Here is a 16720-nt window from a genome sequence, read left to right on the forward strand (position 1 = left end):
TCAATATGCAAAAACTTAGATCTTAATTAAGTTTCTTAACGATTATTTTTTATAAATTACGCTACAAATCCATAAAATACGTAGTGTTGTCCAAATTTTTAGAGTATTATATAAATATTAAGAAAAAGTGATAGTAATAGTTGTGATAAGGATAATGTATGGTTACAATTATTGGATTGCGTGGCGTACCCATAATTTTTAAAGTTTGTGATTTGCCCTAAATATTAATTGAAACAGTCAAAAAGGAACATTTTCAAATTGCTGGTGGTGATATTATTTGTGTAGCTTCTAAGATTTGCTCGCTAGCAGAAGGCGATGTTGTAGATCTAAAACAAGTTGTGCCGACATCTTTGGCACGAAAAATTCAGCAGCGAATTTCCAGAAAAGATGAGCGTTTAATTCAAGTAATTATCTACCAAACCAGCGATCCTACCAGGAACTGTTGCAGTTTTAGCAATGAGAAAGCGGGATGCTAATATACCTCTAGCCCTGCATTCACGGTCTTGAATATGAAAAAGTTAGGGCTTCTGGTATTGTCGATACCGTGAATTAGAATCAATCCGATTTTTCCAGCTAGAAAGCTAAGATTACCAATTTTTTAAGAAAAGAATAGGAGAGATAAAAAGTGAAAATTATTTGTTATGGTGTAATTAAAATGGAGGAAAGCATTATTGAAAACTGGGCTCAAAAAAACCAAGTTGAAGTAAAAATCGTCCACGATGACTTGTCTGCAGATAATGCTGATTTAGCACAAGGTTTTGACGGAGTGAGTTCTGAAGGAAACCTTCCAGTCAGTGCCAGTGTTTATGAAAAATTTCGGCAATATGGCATTAAGCAATTATCCGTGCGGCAAGTTGGAGTTGATAATCAAGATTTAGCAGCCGCAAAAAAGAATGGCATTAAAATTACTAATGTTGCAGCGTATTCACCAAGGGCCATTGCCGAACTCGGTGTGACCGATGCAATGTATTTACTGCGTAAAATTGGGATTTACCAAGACAGAATGGCTCATGGGGATTTTACTTATGATAAAAGTACAATTAGTACTGAAATTTTTAATTGCACTGTCGGTATAATTGGTGCCGGTCATATTGGTGGAGCTAGTGCACACCTATACAGCGCACTAGGGGCTAAAGTTTTGGCTTATGACCCTGTTTATGACGCGTCTCTAGAACCCTACCTCACTTATACTGACTTTGACACGATTCTTGCTAAATCCGATATTATTTCTTTGCATACGCCGTTATTAGCAAGTACTGAAAACATGATTGACAAAACTGCTTTTGATAAAATGAAGAAAAAGCCTATTTTAATTAACGTAGCCCGTGGGGGCTTGGTTGACACACAAGCTTTAATTGCGGCCCTTAAAAATGGACAAGTTTCTGCTGCAGCCTTGGATACTTTAGCCGATGAAACAGATTTTTATGATAAAAAGAATATGCTGAATTCACTACCGGAAGATTATAAAGAACTACAAGCAATGCCACAGGTATTAATTACTCCGCATATTGCTTTCTTCACAAAACTAGCTGTTAAAAACAGTATTGAAATTGCTTTGAACGATGCTAAAACAATTATTTCCGGAGGAGAAGTAAATAGCGTAGTTAACTTGTAAATAGATAGTGAAAATATTTTGGCCGCAAATGGTCGTTATAACAATAAAATGAAACAGCATCTTTAAACAAAAATAGCTAAGTTTTTACTTAGCTATTTTGTAGTTTCTCTGATTATTAATTTAGTTGGAATTAGAAATTGACTTCCTTTTTCATTTTGCTTATTGATGGCATGCATCATGCTGGTAACGGCTGTTTGTGCAATTTTTCTGGTATTTTGCTGGATGGTTGTTAACTTTGGTGTAACTATGTTAGCTGCAGGTACATCGTCGAAACCAATTACTTGAATTTGTTGAGGAACTTGATAACCAAGATTTTTAAGATATTTGAGTAATTCCATTGCAATCCCGTCATCGACCGCAAATAAACTGTCAGTTTTGGGATTTTTTTGCAAAAATTTTACGAATGAAGATTGACTTTGTAACTTCAGTTCGTGGCGTGACTTGGCAAATTTAAGAGAATGATTTTTCAAACTTTCCTTAAAACCGTCAATTCTAGATTTAATTGAGCTACTAACTTTTTTGACTACGACTACAGGAGATTTTGCTCCTTTTTGAAATAAATAATTAGTTGCATCTAGGGCGCCCTGATAGTGATTAGAGGAAATAAAAACTGTATTATGAAAATTTTCTGGTTCGCGATCAATACAAATGTAGGGAATTTCTTTTAGAGAACTTTGAAATTTAAAACCATGTTGATAAGACCCAGAAATCACGATAATGCCATCAACCTTTTTGTTTTCAAGCATACGTAAGTATGCTTTTTCTTTTTGTTCATTTTTATCAGTATTACAAATAATGGTGGAATAGTTTTTGGTAAACAGCAATTCTTCAATTTTTTGAACCAAATCGGCAAAGAATGGATTTTTAATGTCTGGAACAAGGATTCCAATGGTGAATGTAATATTCGTACGCAAACTACGGGCATTGTTATCGATTTTATAGCCAGTTTGTTCAATAACATCTAAAACCTTTTGTCTGGTTTTTTCAGAGAACCTGCCATTATTATTAATTACCCGTGAAACTGTTGCAGTTGAAACATTACATAATTTTGCAATGTCTTTAATTGAATATTGCTTCATTACCTACTCCTTCATTTATTGCCTAATTATATCATTAAAATAAAAAATGAAGATCCTTTTATAGTTAAACGATTGCTCATATTTATAACGCAACTTTTAGAAAAACGTTTACAAAATAAAAATTAAGTGTAATAATATCAGTGTGTTGTATGAGTAAACGTTTACTCAAGAAGGAGGAGAAAATGTCTTTAATACTAAGCCCGTCAATGATGTGCGCAGATTTTAGTAATTTAAAACAAGAAGTTGAAAAGCTGAATAACGCTGGAGTCGATATGTATCACATGGATGTAATGGATGGTAGATATGTTCCGAATTTTGCATTAGGACCAGAAGATTATCAAACAATCCGTTCCTTGACGAAAAAACCTATGGATGCTCATTTGATGATTGAAAATCCCCGTTCTTACATTAAATTCTTTAGTGATTTGGGAGCAGACATTATTTATTTTTGTCCAGATGCTGAAAAGCAACCTGCAAGGACGATTGATGATATTCACGCTTTGGGTAAAAAAGCTGGAATTGCAGTAAATACTGGTACATCTTTTATGACAGTTCAGGAGCTTTTACCTAATGTAGATTATGTTTTAGTAATGACTGTTCATCCGGGATTTGCAGGACAGCCGTTTCAAGATTTTGTAATGCCAAAGCTGGATCAGTTTATTGCAGCAAAAGAAAAGTATGAGTTTGTCCTAGGAATTGACGGAGCAGTTTCACGAGAAAAAATTAATCAACTGCATAGAAAAGGCGTTGATAATTTTATTCTCGGAACTTCGGCACTATTTAACAAGCCAGTTTCTTATCAGGAAACAATTGCTCAAATCAGAAAGGAAAATCAGTAAAAATGGTTGCAAAGAAAATAAAAATAGCTTTTGGATCAGATCATGTCGGCTTGGAACTGAAACCTACAATTATGGAATATGTTAAAAGCTTGGGCTATGAAGTTTATGATTTTGGGACTAAGAGTAATGAGCGAACTGATTACCCTATTTACGGTCAAAAGGTTGGTAAAGCCGTTGCTAATGGGGATTATGATCTGGGAATCGTAATTTGTGGCACTGGTGTAGGCATTTCATTAGCAGCAAACAAGGTAAAAGGTATTCGTGCCTGCGTATGCAGTGACTGCTATTCAGCTAAGCTCTCGCGAATGCATAACAATACAAATGTATTAGCTTTCGGCTCTCGCGTAGTTGGTCCAGAGTTAGCCAAGATGATCGTCAAAAATTGGTTAGAAGCCAAATATATTGGCGGTCGTCATGAAAGAAGGGTAGAAGAATTAGCAGCAATTGAAAGTGATAATGAACAAAAGTTTGATGAATTGGAGCACTCTAAAGAATTTGATGGCAAAGAACAATTTGAGGACCAATCATTGTAAGGGATAGGTGAAAAAAATGTCCGAAAATCTTGGCAAAAAAATCTTATCGTTAGTTGGGGGACAGGATAATATTACAAATATTACCCACTGTGCTACACGACTTAGGATGCGCTTAGCAAATAGTGAAATAGCTCATAAAAATAAAGCAAAAATTGAATCTTTAGATGGAGTCATTAGTGTTGTAGAAAAAGCTGGCCAGTTTCAAGTTGTTATTGGGCCAGCGGTACCTCAGATTTATGATCAGTTAATTGAAAACACGGATTTAACAAGTAGCGAAAATGAGCATACAGCTAAAGAAGAGAATACCAACTGGTTTCTAAAATTAATGGATGTTATTGGAGGGATTTTTACCCCATTGCTACCGTTATTTGCTGGGTCAGGTGTTTTTAGAGGGTTAGTTTTACTTGCAACACAATTAAACTGGTTATCTACATCTTCTTCTACTTATCATATTTTGACAGTGGCTTCAACGGCTGTCTTTTATTTCTTACCGATAATGCTTGCAGTTACCGCTGCTGAAAAGTTTAAGTGTGATAAATTTGTGGCTGCAGCCATTATGGGTGCTTTAATAATGCCTGAGTTTATGAAACTAATGGGTAGTACAGGTAATGGTACAGTTGTCCATTTCTTTGGTATACCTTTAGTGTTAATGACTTATACTTCAACGGTTGTGCCAGCTATCTTGGCAACTTGGTGTCTATCATACTTGGAAAAATGGCTGAGAAGTTGGATACCGACTAATTTACAGTTATTATTTGTTCCACTAATATCTTTATTTGTTATGGTGCCTTTAACTGCAGGAGTTTTTGGACCGTTTGGCGTATACGTAGGAGAAGGGATTTCAAATGTTATTAATTGGTTAATGAACCTTAACGGTTGGGTTGCAGGAGCCCTGATAGGTGGCGTGTGGAATATTTTTGTTATATTCGGCTTACAGTGGGCAGTTAACCCAGTAATGATTAATAATATTAGCAGCTTAGGTTATGACTATATTGTGCCATTAACATGTGCGGCCAACTTTGGTATGGCAGGAGCAACACTTGGTACTTTTGTCAGAACAAAAGACAAAAAAATGAAGGCTTATTCTATCTCAGCGCTTTTATCAATTTTCTTTGCCGGCATTACAGAACCAGCGATATACGGTATTGGAATCCGTTATAAAAAGCCTTTAGTTGGAGCTGTTGCAGGAGGAGCAGTTGGCGGTGCGATTATTGGTGGAATGAAAGCTAAGGCATTTGCGTTTGTGTTTGGTGGTTTAACTACTTTACCAGCTTTCGTAGGTAAAACTTTTATTCCTTATTGTATAGGATTACTAGCCTGCTTTGTTGTCGGCTGTGTTGTCACAATGGTTTTAGGTATTGACGAGAATAATACCGAACAAGCAGCAGATAAATCTGATTCAGTACAACCTGTTTCAGATGAAAGTATTTTGAGTCCAATTTCGGGAGAGATTGAGGACTTAACCCAAGCTCATGATCCAGCATTTGCTGATGGTTCAATGGGTGACGGCTTTGTTATTGAGCCTAGTTCAGGAGATGTTTATGCACCATTTGATGGTGAAGTTACTATGCTATTTAATACTAAACATGCAATTGGCTTAACTTCAGACAATGGCGTACAAGTAATGATCCATATTGGAATTGATACAGTTAAACTAAATGGCGAATATTTTGAAAGTTTTGTCAAACAAGGAGATAAGATTAAGCAAGGTCAAAAGCTATTACATTTTGACTTAAATGAAATTAAAAAAGCAGGTTATGATTGCTCTACTGTTGTCATCGTTATGAATACTAAAGATTATCAAAGCGTTGAACTACTGAATGCAGGGAAAAATGATCATGGCAGTGCCACTTTGAAAGTTCAAGTTTAGCTTTTATAATTTCTATTATAAGAAAAATATTAATTAATAGACTAATAAATTACAGTTTTGTTAACTTAATTTATTAGTCTTTTTTCTGAAATAAAAAGTTTTTTCACAAAGTAAATTGTTTTGATAGAATGTAAAATAAAAATAACCATTTTTATTTTATGTCACTGCTCTATATGAAATGTTTTTGCTAAATGCTAGTATATTATTAAAGTAACAAACATAGTATTTACTTAAGCAAATCTTGGAGGATATCATGATTATCAGAAATTCAGCATACGGTGAAGAATGGGGGTTATTAGACCCTAAAGTCTTGGAAAGAACTAAAAATAAGCCTCTTCTTTCTGACGAAGAAGCTATGGCAGCAATTGATTTAAGCAATGTTGATTTCCAAAATGCGAGAGATGGCATGGGTTCGCCAAATAAAGATTTGGCTAGTTCATCAATTATTGATAAAAGTATTTTAGTTCAATGTGAAAATAGATATATACCTGCTATAGTTTGCAGGCCTGCTAGTAAAATTCCCACACGCAATGCATGTCTATATTTGCATGGTGGTGGCTTTATCGGTGGTAATAGTTCAACTTTGCTAAATCAATGCCGTTTAATTGCGGAGAAAGCAAATTGCACTGTTATTTCTCTTGATTATCGTTTAGCTCCAGAAACTCCCTTTCCAGGGGCTTTGCATGATTCTTATGAAACAGTGCAATGGATTGTTAATCATCAAAAATATTTAGGTTTTAAAAACTCACAAATCTTTGTTGCAGGTGACAGTGCAGGCGGAAATTTAGCTGTTGGATGTGGATTGCTTGACAAAAATGGTTATATTAAGCAAGTAATATCAATTTATGGAGCTTTAGATCTGCAAAAAGTTTCCCAAACAATTTATCATTGGGATTATTCTTTATATGAAATGAATAAAGAGCAAACAAACTTCATTCATACTAGACTAAATAAAATAATGTATATTGCTAATTTAATGAGACCACTTTATCTTGACCAAAACTTAGTTTCTGATCCATTAGTTAGTCCAGTTTATGCAAATGATTTTAAAAATATGCCGACTGTTACATTAATTGAAGCAGAATTTGACTACTTTTTACCTAGCAATAAATATTTTGCTAATTTACTAAAAAATAAAGGTTTTAAATGTCAAGAAATTTTATACAAAGGCCTTGATCATGGGTTTTTTGATCGTTTAGGCTATTTAAAACAAACGGAAGAAGTCTGTGTAGACATTGCTAACATTATTAAAGGTGAAAAATTGTAAAGTACCCTTTAAGTTAGCAGAAACAAAAAATAGCAAGATTTTCAATTTAGAAAATTTTGCTATTTTAATTAATTCTTCTGGCCTTAAGCTATGCCTAATGCACTTATCAAAATGCAAAAAACAATTAAGCCCAAGATGACAACTGTAAAGTTGACGTGTTTCTTTGCTATCAACCAGTAGCAACCTAAAGTTATCAGTAAAGGAACTAAACCTTTAAGAAGTGAATCCAGAATATTTTGAACGTTGATTACTTGACCTCCGCCAACATGAAAAACTAATTTAGTCTTAAACTGGACTAGGCTGCTCGTCATGCCGCCAAGCATTATTAAACCTAAAGTTCTGGCCGCTTTTGTGAAAATTGTTAATAAACCAGATGAATACATTTCAGTGATATATTCAGAACCTACTGTAAATCCTAGTTTAGTCATTTCCCAGCGGCACCATTGAGCAGGAATATTGTAGATCAATAGGAAGACGAAGGGTGCTAAAACATTGCCTTGCATTCCAAATGTCATTGCGACTCCAGCGGCAATAACTCTTAAAATACCCCAAAATAGTGTGTCACCAATTCCAGACATTGGTCCCATTAAACTGGCTTTAACGGCACTAATTGAAGAAACATCATAATCTTCGTGTTGGGAAGCCTGCTTCTCCATTGATGCAACTAACCCTTGGCAAAAGGTTCCCACATATTGAGTGATATTATAGAAAACAATATGTCTTTTGAGAGCTTGCCGCTTTTCTTCTGAACCATTTTTGTAATAATGATCTATAAAAGGTAATATTGAATATTCAAATCCTGAGCCATATTCATTCGCATATTGTAAAGGGGCACCAATAGTTAATGATCTGAGATACAGCTTGCGGAGTAATTTTTTATCAGTTGGTGAAATTTTAGTGTTTTTAGTTATAGATTCTTGTGTCATGATAGAAAGTCCTCTTCTTCTTGTTGACTGGCTGACTCATTATTGTTTGCAGCAGCTTTTTTGTGTTTAAGGTCAAAAATATCTTTATCATAAAAGGCGAAGACTACAGCAAATACTAAACCAATTATTCCAACAACCAGTAAAGGCAATTTTACATATTCGACTAAAATAAAGCCAAGGAAATACCATACTGCAAGTTTCTTTTCCCAGACCATACTTAAAAGCATTGCAAAACCGGCAGCTGGAAGCAGACCACCTGTTAATCCCAAACCATTTTCAACAAAAGGAGGCAAAGATTTAATAAAAGCAGCAACAGGTTTTACACCAATTACGACAGTTATAAATACTGCAATAAAGAAAACTAATGATCTGGCAAACCATACACCGTAATGAAGCCATACTAATTTTTTTTCGTTAGCTTTATCTGCTGCATCAGTCCAGGAATCTTGAAATAATGAAAATAAAACATAGGTTCCAACTTCAAGCAGACCACCTAATAATCCCATTGGAATTGCCAAGGCAACAGCAGCTTTTGTGTCACCGCCACCGATAATGGCATAAGCAACTGCCAGTACAGTTGCTACAGATGGATTTAGAGAAACAGCACCACCTACATTTACAGCACCGATAAATGTTGCTTCAAGCATTGCACCTAAAACAATTCCTGTCTGTAAATCACCTAAAAGCAGGCCAACTAAGGGTCCTACGACAATAGGTTGATCGGCCATGTTCTGTCCTAACAGCCAGTCACCACCATAGCAAATAAATTCGGTTAGGCCACAAAGAAATGCAGCTAAAATTATATTATTCGACATATTATTACTCCTTTAATAAATTAGAGAATTTGTCTGCCTTGTCTGTAGGTATGACTTGGTGAACAACATTTGCTCCAGCTTTTAACAGTTTTGTTGCTGCTTCTTTATCGGCTGCGGTTAGTAAAATTGAACCGTTAATTTCTGTTTTCAGGCTTTTATCTATTCCATCAAAGCGACCAACGTTAGCAATATTAATTCTTTCGATTTGCTGACCATTCAGACCGGTGAAGATTCTTTCCGCATCTTTTACCTGGTTAACAACTACAAACATTGGAATATTTTGTGCTTTAGGATTTTGAAAAAGTTTTATTGCTCCAGTAATATCTCTAACAAGCACTTTGGCAGTACCTTGTACAGACATTTTTAATGCACTTTGCTGCATTTCATTTTTACTTGCCGCATCGTTAGCTACAACGATGTGAGAAGTTCCTAAGTGTCCGGGCCAAGTAAGTGCCACTTGTCCATGAATTAAACGGTCATCAACTCGCAATTCTTTAATCATAATTCATTACTTCCTCATCAACTTAAAAAATCACTGTCAGTATCATCACTGTTTGTTTTGATTGGCTCAATAATCTGCAATTGCTTTCTGGCTTCTTCAACCAGATTGCTACACTTTTCCTTAGTTAAAGGTTGAGTCTCGAGCACTAATGATAAAACTAAGGGCAGATTAACTCCTGTAATTAACATAAAGTGATATTTTGTGAGCATTAAAGTCATTTTTTGATTAACACTACCACCATAGATATCGGTCAATACTATCAGCTGTTTTTCTTTATCTTGATTTGAGATAATTTCTTCTGCTTCTTTAGTCCAATCGCTTTCGTCTACATATGCGTCAATAAATTTAACATTAGTAGTCAAACCACTGAGAAATTTAGTGCTATTATAGAAGCCTTCTGCAAGAGTACTATGAGTAATAATTAGGAAACTATTCATAACTTATGCCTTGTTAGCTGAGCCGAAAACTTCAATTTTATTTTTAATGTCTTCTTTTACCAATTCCATAATTTTTAAATCAGCATCATATAAGAAAACTTGTTGTTCTTTTTTGCTATCAAGATATTCTCTTAAGCCTTTAGTGGCATTAAATGACATGACGGAATAATAATTAATTTTGCTTATACCATTTTTAATTGAATTTTTGTATTCTTCATCTGTTAATCCAGAACCTCCATGAACAACTAATGGAACTGGAACTGCTTCGGCAATTTCATGTAGTCTGTCAAAATTTAATACAGGTTTTTCCCGATAAATGCCATGAACCGTACCGTATGAAATGGCCATTGCGTCTATTCCAGTTTCTTCATAAAATTGCTTTGCTTCACTTACGGTAGTGTAAGTATCAGTTAAATTATTGTAGTCTGGCTTGCCTTTACCAGCATCTCTGGTCATAACACCAACTTCACCCTCTACACTTGCACCTAAAGCGTGGGCAAAATCTACGATCTCTTTAGTTTTACTAATGTTTTCAGCAAGAGATTTTTGGGAAAAATCTAACATTACAGAACTAAAACCCATTCTTAATGCCTTAATACAAGTTTCCATATCAGTACCATGATCAAGGTGAACAACAACTGGAATACTTGAATTCTCAGCTAAATCTAAAGCTAATTTACCACCTTCTCTTAAAGGTAAATAAGGAAAATGTGATTCAGCAATTTGCAGCACAACGGGTGATTTCTCTTCTTCAGCAGCGGCAATAATTCCTCGAGCCGTATTCATGTCCGCATAATTAAATGCACCTATTGCATATCCTTCTTTTTTTGCTTTTGGTAAAATATCATTTAAAGTTACTAATGTCATTTTTTAACCTCCATTTTGTATTCGCTTACAAGGTTAATATTAAAGTGTTAAATAGCTTTTTCAATAGATGGTAGCTTTATTGAAAAAACGTCAAATATTTGGTGATTAATTTCCAAGTTTTGACACTTTTTAGTCATTTTATTATGGAGGTTAAAGATGAAAGACAGACAGAAATTATTATTAACAATATTAAAGGACAAAAACTTTTTGACGATTAGTGACCTTGCGAAGCATATGCATTACAGTGCCAGTACTATTAGACGAGATTTAAAAGAACTTGAAAATAATGGACTCGTACAAAGAATCCATGGTGGGGCACTGGTTTTAAAACCAAATGAGATTGAAACACCAACAACTATTAAGCAACATATTAATCTAACTGAGAAAAAATACATTGCTGCCTTGGCTTCCGGTTATGTTGAAAACAGGCAAAATATTTTTTTAGATAGCAGTAGTACAGCCAATATATTAGCTAAAAATCTTGCTGCTTTTAGCGACTTAAACATTTCAACTACTAATTTAGAAACGGCGATCTATTTAAATCTACATACACAAAATAAAATTAATGTAATTGGGGGGAGTATGATTGATACGTATTCTAGTAGTATGATTACTGCCAGAAATTTACGTGATCATGTTTTTGATATTTCTTTTATGTCATGTAGAGGATTTAGTCTGGAGTATGGTGTTACTGATAAGGTTGAATCTGAGTCTAGCCTAAAACATACTTTAATTGAATGCAGCAAAAAATTAATTTTATTGGTTGATAGTAATAAGATGGGTCTGGTTTTCCCATATAGAGATTGTAAATTAAGTCAGATTTTTGCAGTAGTAACGGATAAAAAGCCTGCTAAAAAGTACAGTAAGTTATTTGAAAAGAATAATGTTGAATTGGTGTATTAATTCAATAAAAAATACTACCATGGGTTTAAAAATTGACAATGTAAAGTAAATAATAAGAACTAAGCCTTTAAAAAGCAGGTCATTGACCTTACAAAAAAAGAAGATGAATCACATTTTTATGATTCATCTTCTTTTTTCTTTGCTAAATTGACGGATAGAATAAACCAGATGTTTTTGCAAAATAGTAAAGTCTAAAATGAAAACCTAAGATTTTTTAAACTATGGCATAACTTTGGCACATAATGATTGGTTTCTGATCGATTTGAGTTAGTTAATACTATCAAGACTGAGGAAAAATGTATGTATAAAGGACACTGACCGATAACCTCAGTGCACTTTTGTTGATCTGTTAAAAGATCTTTTTCAGAATTATTTATTTAGGTTTTTAACATTTAATTCTACCAGCTAAAATTTAGCAGGAACAATAAGGGGTTCATAATTTTTGCTATTATCTTCTCCACTTAAACTCTTAAGTAAAATTTCTGCAGCACTTGCTCCCATTAGATATGGGTTTTGGGAAATTAATCTTGCTTCGGGTAAAATGGTTTGTACTAATTTGGTATCTGAAAATCCAGTGATCAAGACTTGGTCGCTATTTAAAAAGCCATCGGCAAAAAGCATAGGTAAAAATGCAAGTAGCCAACGTTCTTTGAAACTAAAAATCAAAGTTTTTTTATTTCGAACTTTTTGTTTTAACAGGAAAGATTCAATCTTATTTTTAATCGTCACATAATTATACGACTCTTCGTCAAGCTCAATTAAATGAATTTGATCAGGATTTGCAATAGCACAAACACCACTGTATCTGTCTCTTCTTGTGGAAGCAATTTTGACTTCAGAAGATAAAATTAAGATGTCATCGCAACCTTGTTTTAAAAAATATTTCGTGGCGTCCTTTGAAGCCGTAACATTATTGGAAATAACCTGAGGCCAGCGTTTGGTGGCTAGCCGTCTGTCTAAGATTACTGTGGGAATGTTATGGATAAATTCAGATTGAATGGTTTTTATATTACTACCCAAGGGTTGAAACAGTAGTCCATCAAAGAAACTGCTGCTGACGGTTTTAATTAATTCTCGTTCTCGTTGCTGTTCTGCATTGGTATCTAACAAAAAAGCCTCATAACCTTTAACTCTGAGGATGTTAGATGCTCCTTTAAACAATTCAGTTGAAAAATAATCGTCTATATTGGAAACAACTACCGCAATAGTCTTGCTTTGATTAGTAGCCATTTGACGAGCTGCAAGATTAGGAATGTAATTTAAGTCTTTAATTGCTTGTTCTATTGCCTTAGCTTTTTCTTCGGAAAGTCTACCTTTAGCCTTATTATTTAAATACCTTGATACAGACGCAACGGAAACATGTGCTAATTCAGCTACGTTACGGATTGTTGCTTTTTTCATAATCACTATTCTTTTTGTTAAATGTTTTTAAAACTAGTATATCATTTTAATGCTCTTAAAATGATATATTGCAAAAATCAGTATTAATTTGAAAAGCGCTTGCAAAGACAAACTAAATGTTTTATATTAAGAAGGTAACCGGTTACCTTAAAAAGAAATATGCTGATATTCATTAGATGAAATAATGAGTTAGTAAAGAGGTAAGTGTAATGAGTTCTACAATAATAGCAATTTTGCTATTAATAACTTTTGCTTTATTTATATGGTACATTTTAAAAGGTGGAAACTTGATGATTGGCTTCTTCGTGATGGCAATCTTATGGTGCATCATTGGTTTAGTACCATTTAATGAAGCAATTAATAAAGTTTTTGCGCAGCCAGCGCTCAGCTATGGTCCAACTATTATTTATATTGTATTTGGTTCATGGTTTGGTCGAGTACTGGTAGATAGTGGGATTGCACCTGCAATATCAGAAGCTACTAAGTCAATTGGTAAAAAGAAGCCACTATTAGCAGCAATTTTAGTTGTTTTAGTTACTGCTTTTATTTTTGTAAGTGCATACGGTGTTGGTTCAGTAATAGCAATTGGAGTTATTTTATTACCAATTCTATTATCATTGGGATTGCCTCGAGATGTTGCTTTGGCAGCATTTTCTATGGCTATTGGTGCCCCAATGTATATTAACGTTGTGCTTTATAACCAGATGAAGGCCTTTGTGCCAAAAGCTGCTTATGACAGTAAGTACCTTACTTTTGGTATATGTGCTGCAATAGTACAGCTGCTGGCAATTATTATCTTTTTATTCTTTAATCGTAAAAAGATTGATCCGGCGATGGCAGATAATAATCTTAAATTAATTGGAGCCGAAAATAATGAAAATAGTGTTACTAAAGTTCCTAAAATAGCGTACATTGTTCCTGTTATTCCAGTTGCAATGAATATGGCATTTAAATGGGATGCGGTACCTGCATTAACTTTAGCAAGTATTATTGCTATTTTCTTAACTGGTCAATTTAAAGATTACAAGAAGGGACTTAAGTTTTTAAATGATTCAATTTCTCATGCAATCAGTGATATTGCAGGATTGATCATGTTTTTAATGGCTCTGGAAAGTTTTACTGGCGCTGCAACTATTAATGCTGAAAGATTTCGTCCGATATTGGCAGCTGTTTTGCCTCATGAACACTTAATCCTTTGTCTTGCTTTGGGTATTTTGGCTCCACTCGCTTTATTCCGTGGTCCTTTACACGTTTGGGGTGCCGGAGCAGCCACCGCTGCAGTTTTGTATAGTACTGGATTATTCAGTGATGCCTTCTTATTACCACTCTTATATGTTCCAACTTTGATGGCTGTATCTGTAGATATTACCCAATCTTGGAATGTCTGGGGTTTAGACTATATGAAGGTAAAGTCAAAGGACTTCTTAAAATATGGTGTACCTGTAATGTGGGTAGTTTCAATTATAAATGAAATACTTGTTTATCACTTTTTTGGGTGAGTATGAAAGACAAAGAGAGGAAAGATTATGTCTGAAGTAATTACTATTGGTGAACCACTTGTTATATTGTGTTCAAAAGATCCAGATGTTTCTTTAGTAGACGCTGAAGAATTTCACAAGGTGATGGGTGGTGCTGAACTAAATGTTGCTATTGGCGTGAGAAGGCTGGGACACTCTGTTGAGTATGTTACACGAGTTGGCGAAGATCCTTTTGGCAAGTATGTTCAAAAAACTATTGCTTCTCACAATGTAGGTACTAAGTATGTTAGTTATGATGACAAGTATTTTACAGGTCATCAATTAAAGCAGTTAGTAACACATGGTGATCCTGCGACTTTTAACTACCGGCGTGATTCTGCTGCTTGTCACCTAGAAGCCAGTCAGATTGATAATATTGATTTAAGTGATGTTAAAATTGCCCATATGTCTGGAATTTTTCCTGCAATTTCTGATACTGCAGAAAAAACTTTCCGTGCTTTTTACAAAAAGCTAATTGCTGCAAAAAAACTAATCACGTTTGATCCTAATTTGCGGCCACCTTTATGGAAGAGTAAAGATTATATGATTAAGACAATCAATGAACTGGCGGGCATGGCTGATATTGTCTTGCCGGGTATCAGTGAAGGCAAGACATTAATGGGTTCGGAAGATCCAGAAGAAATAGCTGACTTTTACTTGAAAGGTGAAAGAACTACAACAGTAATGGTTAAACTAGGAGATAAAGGAGTTTTCGTCAAAAATGCTAAAGGTGAAGAATACACTGTTCCTAGTTTTAAACCAGATAAGGTCCTTGATACTGTCGGTGCTGGAGATGGATTTGCTTTAGGTCTGATTACTGCTTTGCTTGAAGGAAAAAGTTTGAAGGCCGGAGCTATTCGCGGTAATGCTGTAGGTTGTCTGCAGGTGCAAACCTTAGGTGATAATGACGGGTATCCTACAAAAGAAGAATTAAAAGAATTTTATCAAAAACAGGGTGTTTCTGAAGATGAAGCTGCAAGTCGCAATTGATCGGGTCTCTTTAGCCGATGCAGTTCAACTGGCACGAAAACTTGATGGTATTGCTGATATTGTAGAATTTGGTACTTCAATAATAAAAGATTATGGCTTTTATGAAATTCAAGCTGCAAATGTCAATTTAAAACACAGTTTGCTTTTATTGGATACTAAAACTAATGATGAGGGCCAATACGAATTTGAACAAGGATTTAAAACCGGTGCAGATATTCTAACAGTAATGGGAACGGCTGGTCAGGAAACTCTTGCCGGCGTTTATCAAATTGCAGAGCAAAAAAACAAGAAAGTACTTATTGACTTAATGGGAATGAGCAATAAAGCCATTTTAGAGATTGCCAAATTTCCGAATGCAATTTATAACTTGCATAATTCTCATGATGCTGGCAAAAACACGGATTTGACTAATCTAGTCTCTGATTTCAGGAAGAATTTTCCCGCAATTAAAAATATAGCAGTTGCTGGTAGTATTGATTTAGAGCAGGCAAAAAAATTAGCTGTGCAAAACGAGGTACAAGAGGTTATTGTAGGAAGTAAAATTGTTCATTCTAATGACCCTGTTAATGAGGCCAGCAAGTTTAAGGAGATTATTAATTTATGTTAGATTCTAAACATTTAATTAAACCTGTTTTAGCAGAAATAAATACAGTTTTAGATAAAGTAAGCGAAGCAGAAATTGATCAGGCTGCAACGTTAATTACTAAGGATAAAAGAATATTTGTTTTAGGCTCAGGCCGCTCTGGGTTTATGGCTAAAAGTTTTGCTATGAGGTTAATGCATATTGGCTACCAGGTTTATGTTATTGGAGAGACAATTACACCTTCAATTCAGCCAAACGATGTTTTAGTTTCTGTGTCAGGTTCTGGTAAAACCAGCAGTGTGCTGGAATTGACAGAAAAAGCTGCTGAATCTGGAGTTGAAGTAATTGCAGTATCGAGCAACTCCAATTCACCTTTGGTCAAATTGGCGAACCGCGTGATAATAGTACCTGGGGCAACGAAAAATGGGGATGGAGTTAAATCTATTCAACTTTTAAGTTCTCTGTTTGATCAAAGTGTGCACATTGTGCTAGATATTCTTTGTTTCAAGTTGAGCATCAGGGATGAAGTTTCTAATGGTGCTGCTAAAAAGCAGCACAGTAATATGGAATGATAGG

General features: G+C 34.7%; 18 protein-coding genes. 11 read left to right on the plus strand and 7 right to left on the minus strand.

Annotated features, from left to right (window positions below; all coding sequences use genetic code 11):
* Nucleotides 1–227 precede the first annotated feature (227 nt).
* Nucleotides 228–476: a coenzyme F420-0:L-glutamate ligase gene (locus DKL58_RS09695; RefSeq protein ID WP_420812274.1), complete on the plus strand. Its 249-nt coding sequence runs from the start codon at nucleotides 228–230 to the stop codon at nucleotides 474–476.
* A 149-nt stretch (nucleotides 477–625) separates the two neighbouring features.
* Nucleotides 626–1615, plus strand: a complete 990-nt coding sequence (locus DKL58_RS01325) for a D-2-hydroxyacid dehydrogenase (protein ID WP_239386403.1) — start codon at nucleotides 626–628, stop codon at nucleotides 1613–1615.
* A gap of 92 nt (nucleotides 1616–1707) precedes the next feature.
* Here the strand turns inward: DKL58_RS01325 and DKL58_RS01330 are convergent, their stop codons facing one another.
* Nucleotides 1708–2694 carry a LacI family DNA-binding transcriptional regulator gene (locus DKL58_RS01330; RefSeq protein ID WP_109585815.1) on the minus strand — a complete coding sequence of 329 codons (987 nt, stop codon included), beginning with the start codon at nucleotides 2692–2694 and terminating at the stop codon, nucleotides 1708–1710.
* Nucleotides 2695–2876: 182 nt separating this feature from the next.
* On the opposite strand from DKL58_RS01330, the gene DKL58_RS01335 reads away from it, so the two are divergent.
* The 4 genes from DKL58_RS01335 to DKL58_RS01350 all read left to right on the plus strand — a co-directional run bounded on the left by DKL58_RS01335 (nucleotide 2877) and on the right by DKL58_RS01350 (nucleotide 7203).
* Entirely contained in the window at nucleotides 2877–3533 is a 657-nt protein-coding gene (locus DKL58_RS01335) for a ribulose-phosphate 3-epimerase (protein WP_109585816.1), read from the plus strand.
* 17 nt (nucleotides 3534–3550) lie between these two features.
* Nucleotides 3551–4066, plus strand: a complete 516-nt coding sequence (gene rpiB, locus DKL58_RS01340) for a ribose 5-phosphate isomerase B (protein WP_052060281.1) — start codon at nucleotides 3551–3553, stop codon at nucleotides 4064–4066.
* Between the two features lie 16 nt (nucleotides 4067–4082).
* Nucleotides 4083–5936, plus strand: a complete 1854-nt coding sequence (locus tag DKL58_RS01345) for a beta-glucoside-specific PTS transporter subunit IIABC (RefSeq protein WP_109585817.1) — start codon at nucleotides 4083–4085, stop codon at nucleotides 5934–5936.
* A 253-nt stretch (nucleotides 5937–6189) separates the two neighbouring features.
* Nucleotides 6190–7203 (plus strand): alpha/beta hydrolase, encoded by a 1014-nt coding sequence (locus DKL58_RS01350; protein WP_109585818.1) that lies wholly within the window; start codon nucleotides 6190–6192, stop codon nucleotides 7201–7203.
* 83 nt (nucleotides 7204–7286) lie between these two features.
* On the opposite strand, the gene DKL58_RS01355 is transcribed toward DKL58_RS01350, so the two are convergent.
* The 5 genes from DKL58_RS01355 to DKL58_RS01375 are packed head-to-tail and all read right to left on the minus strand — an operon-like array spanning nucleotide 7287 to nucleotide 10750.
* On the minus strand, nucleotides 7287–8129 hold the full coding sequence (locus DKL58_RS01355) for a PTS system mannose/fructose/sorbose family transporter subunit IID (RefSeq protein WP_034978857.1): 843 nt from the start codon (nucleotides 8127–8129) through the stop codon (nucleotides 7287–7289).
* On the minus strand, nucleotides 8126–8944 hold the full coding sequence (locus tag DKL58_RS01360; RefSeq protein WP_109585819.1) for a PTS mannose/fructose/sorbose/N-acetylgalactosamine transporter subunit IIC: 819 nt from the start codon (nucleotides 8942–8944) through the stop codon (nucleotides 8126–8128). The genes DKL58_RS01355 and DKL58_RS01360 overlap by 4 nt, the downstream gene beginning before the upstream one ends.
* A gap of 4 nt (nucleotides 8945–8948) precedes the next feature.
* Nucleotides 8949–9446 (minus strand): PTS sugar transporter subunit IIB, encoded by a 498-nt coding sequence (locus DKL58_RS01365; protein ID WP_109585820.1) that lies wholly within the window; start codon nucleotides 9444–9446, stop codon nucleotides 8949–8951.
* A gap of 17 nt (nucleotides 9447–9463) precedes the next feature.
* Nucleotides 9464–9883, minus strand: coding sequence for a PTS sugar transporter subunit IIA (locus DKL58_RS01370; protein WP_109585821.1), 420 nt, complete (start codon nucleotides 9881–9883; stop codon nucleotides 9464–9466).
* A gap of 3 nt (nucleotides 9884–9886) precedes the next feature.
* Entirely contained in the window at nucleotides 9887–10750 is an 864-nt protein-coding gene (locus DKL58_RS01375; RefSeq protein WP_109585822.1) for a class II fructose-bisphosphate aldolase, read from the minus strand.
* A gap of 156 nt (nucleotides 10751–10906) precedes the next feature.
* Between DKL58_RS01375 and DKL58_RS01380 the strand changes: the two genes are divergently transcribed.
* Nucleotides 10907–11653, plus strand: a complete 747-nt coding sequence (locus tag DKL58_RS01380; protein ID WP_109585823.1) for a DeoR/GlpR family DNA-binding transcription regulator — start codon at nucleotides 10907–10909, stop codon at nucleotides 11651–11653.
* A 405-nt stretch (nucleotides 11654–12058) separates the two neighbouring features.
* Here DKL58_RS01380 and DKL58_RS01385 read toward each other — a convergent pair whose 3' ends face one another.
* Complete coding sequence (locus tag DKL58_RS01385) at nucleotides 12059–13054, minus strand: LacI family DNA-binding transcriptional regulator (protein ID WP_045927508.1); 996 nt, start codon at nucleotides 13052–13054, stop codon at nucleotides 12059–12061.
* Nucleotides 13055–13263: 209 nt separating this feature from the next.
* Here DKL58_RS01385 and DKL58_RS01390 point away from each other — a divergent pair, with 209 nt between their 5' ends.
* From DKL58_RS01390 to hxlB, 4 genes are read left to right on the plus strand one after another with little or no spacing between them, the layout of a single operon-like run.
* Nucleotides 13264–14553, plus strand: a complete 1290-nt coding sequence (locus DKL58_RS01390) for a gluconate:proton symporter (protein WP_109585824.1) — start codon at nucleotides 13264–13266, stop codon at nucleotides 14551–14553.
* A 27-nt stretch (nucleotides 14554–14580) separates the two neighbouring features.
* Nucleotides 14581–15561, plus strand: coding sequence for a sugar kinase (locus DKL58_RS01395; RefSeq protein WP_045927510.1), 981 nt, complete (start codon nucleotides 14581–14583; stop codon nucleotides 15559–15561).
* On the plus strand, nucleotides 15539–16168 hold the full coding sequence (locus DKL58_RS01400; protein WP_109585825.1) for an orotidine 5'-phosphate decarboxylase / HUMPS family protein: 630 nt from the start codon (nucleotides 15539–15541) through the stop codon (nucleotides 16166–16168). Before DKL58_RS01395 ends, DKL58_RS01400 begins: the two co-directional genes overlap by 23 nt.
* On the plus strand, nucleotides 16162–16716 hold the full coding sequence (gene hxlB / locus DKL58_RS01405) for a 6-phospho-3-hexuloisomerase (RefSeq protein WP_109585826.1): 555 nt from the start codon (nucleotides 16162–16164) through the stop codon (nucleotides 16714–16716). The genes DKL58_RS01400 and hxlB overlap by 7 nt, the downstream gene beginning before the upstream one ends.
* Nucleotides 16717–16720 lie beyond the last annotated feature (4 nt).

The organism is Lactobacillus kullabergensis, from assembly GCF_003151025.1.
Classification (GTDB): domain Bacteria; phylum Bacillota; class Bacilli; order Lactobacillales; family Lactobacillaceae; genus Lactobacillus; species Lactobacillus kullabergensis.

Excerpts from the sequence above, each read along its gene's own strand:
- DKL58_RS01380 (WP_109585823.1), top strand. The coding sequence starts at position 10,907 with ATGAAAGACAGACAGAAATTATTATTAACAATATTAAAGGACAAAAAC.
- DKL58_RS01350 (WP_109585818.1), top strand. The coding sequence starts at position 6,190 with ATGATTATCAGAAATTCAGCATACGGTGAAGAATGGGGGTTATTAGAC.
- DKL58_RS01395 (WP_045927510.1), top strand. The coding sequence starts at position 14,581 with ATGTCTGAAGTAATTACTATTGGTGAACCACTTGTTATATTGTGTTCA.
- DKL58_RS01375 (WP_109585822.1), bottom strand. The coding sequence starts at position 10,750 with ATGACATTAGTAACTTTAAATGATATTTTACCAAAAGCAAAAAAAGAA.
- hxlB (WP_109585826.1), top strand. The coding sequence starts at position 16,162 with ATGTTAGATTCTAAACATTTAATTAAACCTGTTTTAGCAGAAATAAAT.
- DKL58_RS01390 (WP_109585824.1), top strand. The coding sequence starts at position 13,264 with ATGAGTTCTACAATAATAGCAATTTTGCTATTAATAACTTTTGCTTTA.
- DKL58_RS01365 (WP_109585820.1), bottom strand. The coding sequence starts at position 9,446 with ATGATTAAAGAATTGCGAGTTGATGACCGTTTAATTCATGGACAAGTG.
- DKL58_RS01330 (WP_109585815.1), bottom strand. The coding sequence starts at position 2,694 with ATGAAGCAATATTCAATTAAAGACATTGCAAAATTATGTAATGTTTCA.
- DKL58_RS01370 (WP_109585821.1), bottom strand. The coding sequence starts at position 9,883 with ATGAATAGTTTCCTAATTATTACTCATAGTACTCTTGCAGAAGGCTTC.
- DKL58_RS01335 (WP_109585816.1), top strand. The coding sequence starts at position 2,877 with ATGTCTTTAATACTAAGCCCGTCAATGATGTGCGCAGATTTTAGTAAT.
- DKL58_RS01355 (WP_034978857.1), bottom strand. The coding sequence starts at position 8,129 with ATGACACAAGAATCTATAACTAAAAACACTAAAATTTCACCAACTGAT.
- DKL58_RS01360 (WP_109585819.1), bottom strand. The coding sequence starts at position 8,944 with ATGTCGAATAATATAATTTTAGCTGCATTTCTTTGTGGCCTAACCGAA.
- DKL58_RS01385 (WP_045927508.1), bottom strand. The coding sequence starts at position 13,054 with ATGAAAAAAGCAACAATCCGTAACGTAGCTGAATTAGCACATGTTTCC.
- DKL58_RS01345 (WP_109585817.1), top strand. The coding sequence starts at position 4,083 with ATGTCCGAAAATCTTGGCAAAAAAATCTTATCGTTAGTTGGGGGACAG.
- DKL58_RS01400 (WP_109585825.1), top strand. The coding sequence starts at position 15,539 with ATGAAGCTGCAAGTCGCAATTGATCGGGTCTCTTTAGCCGATGCAGTT.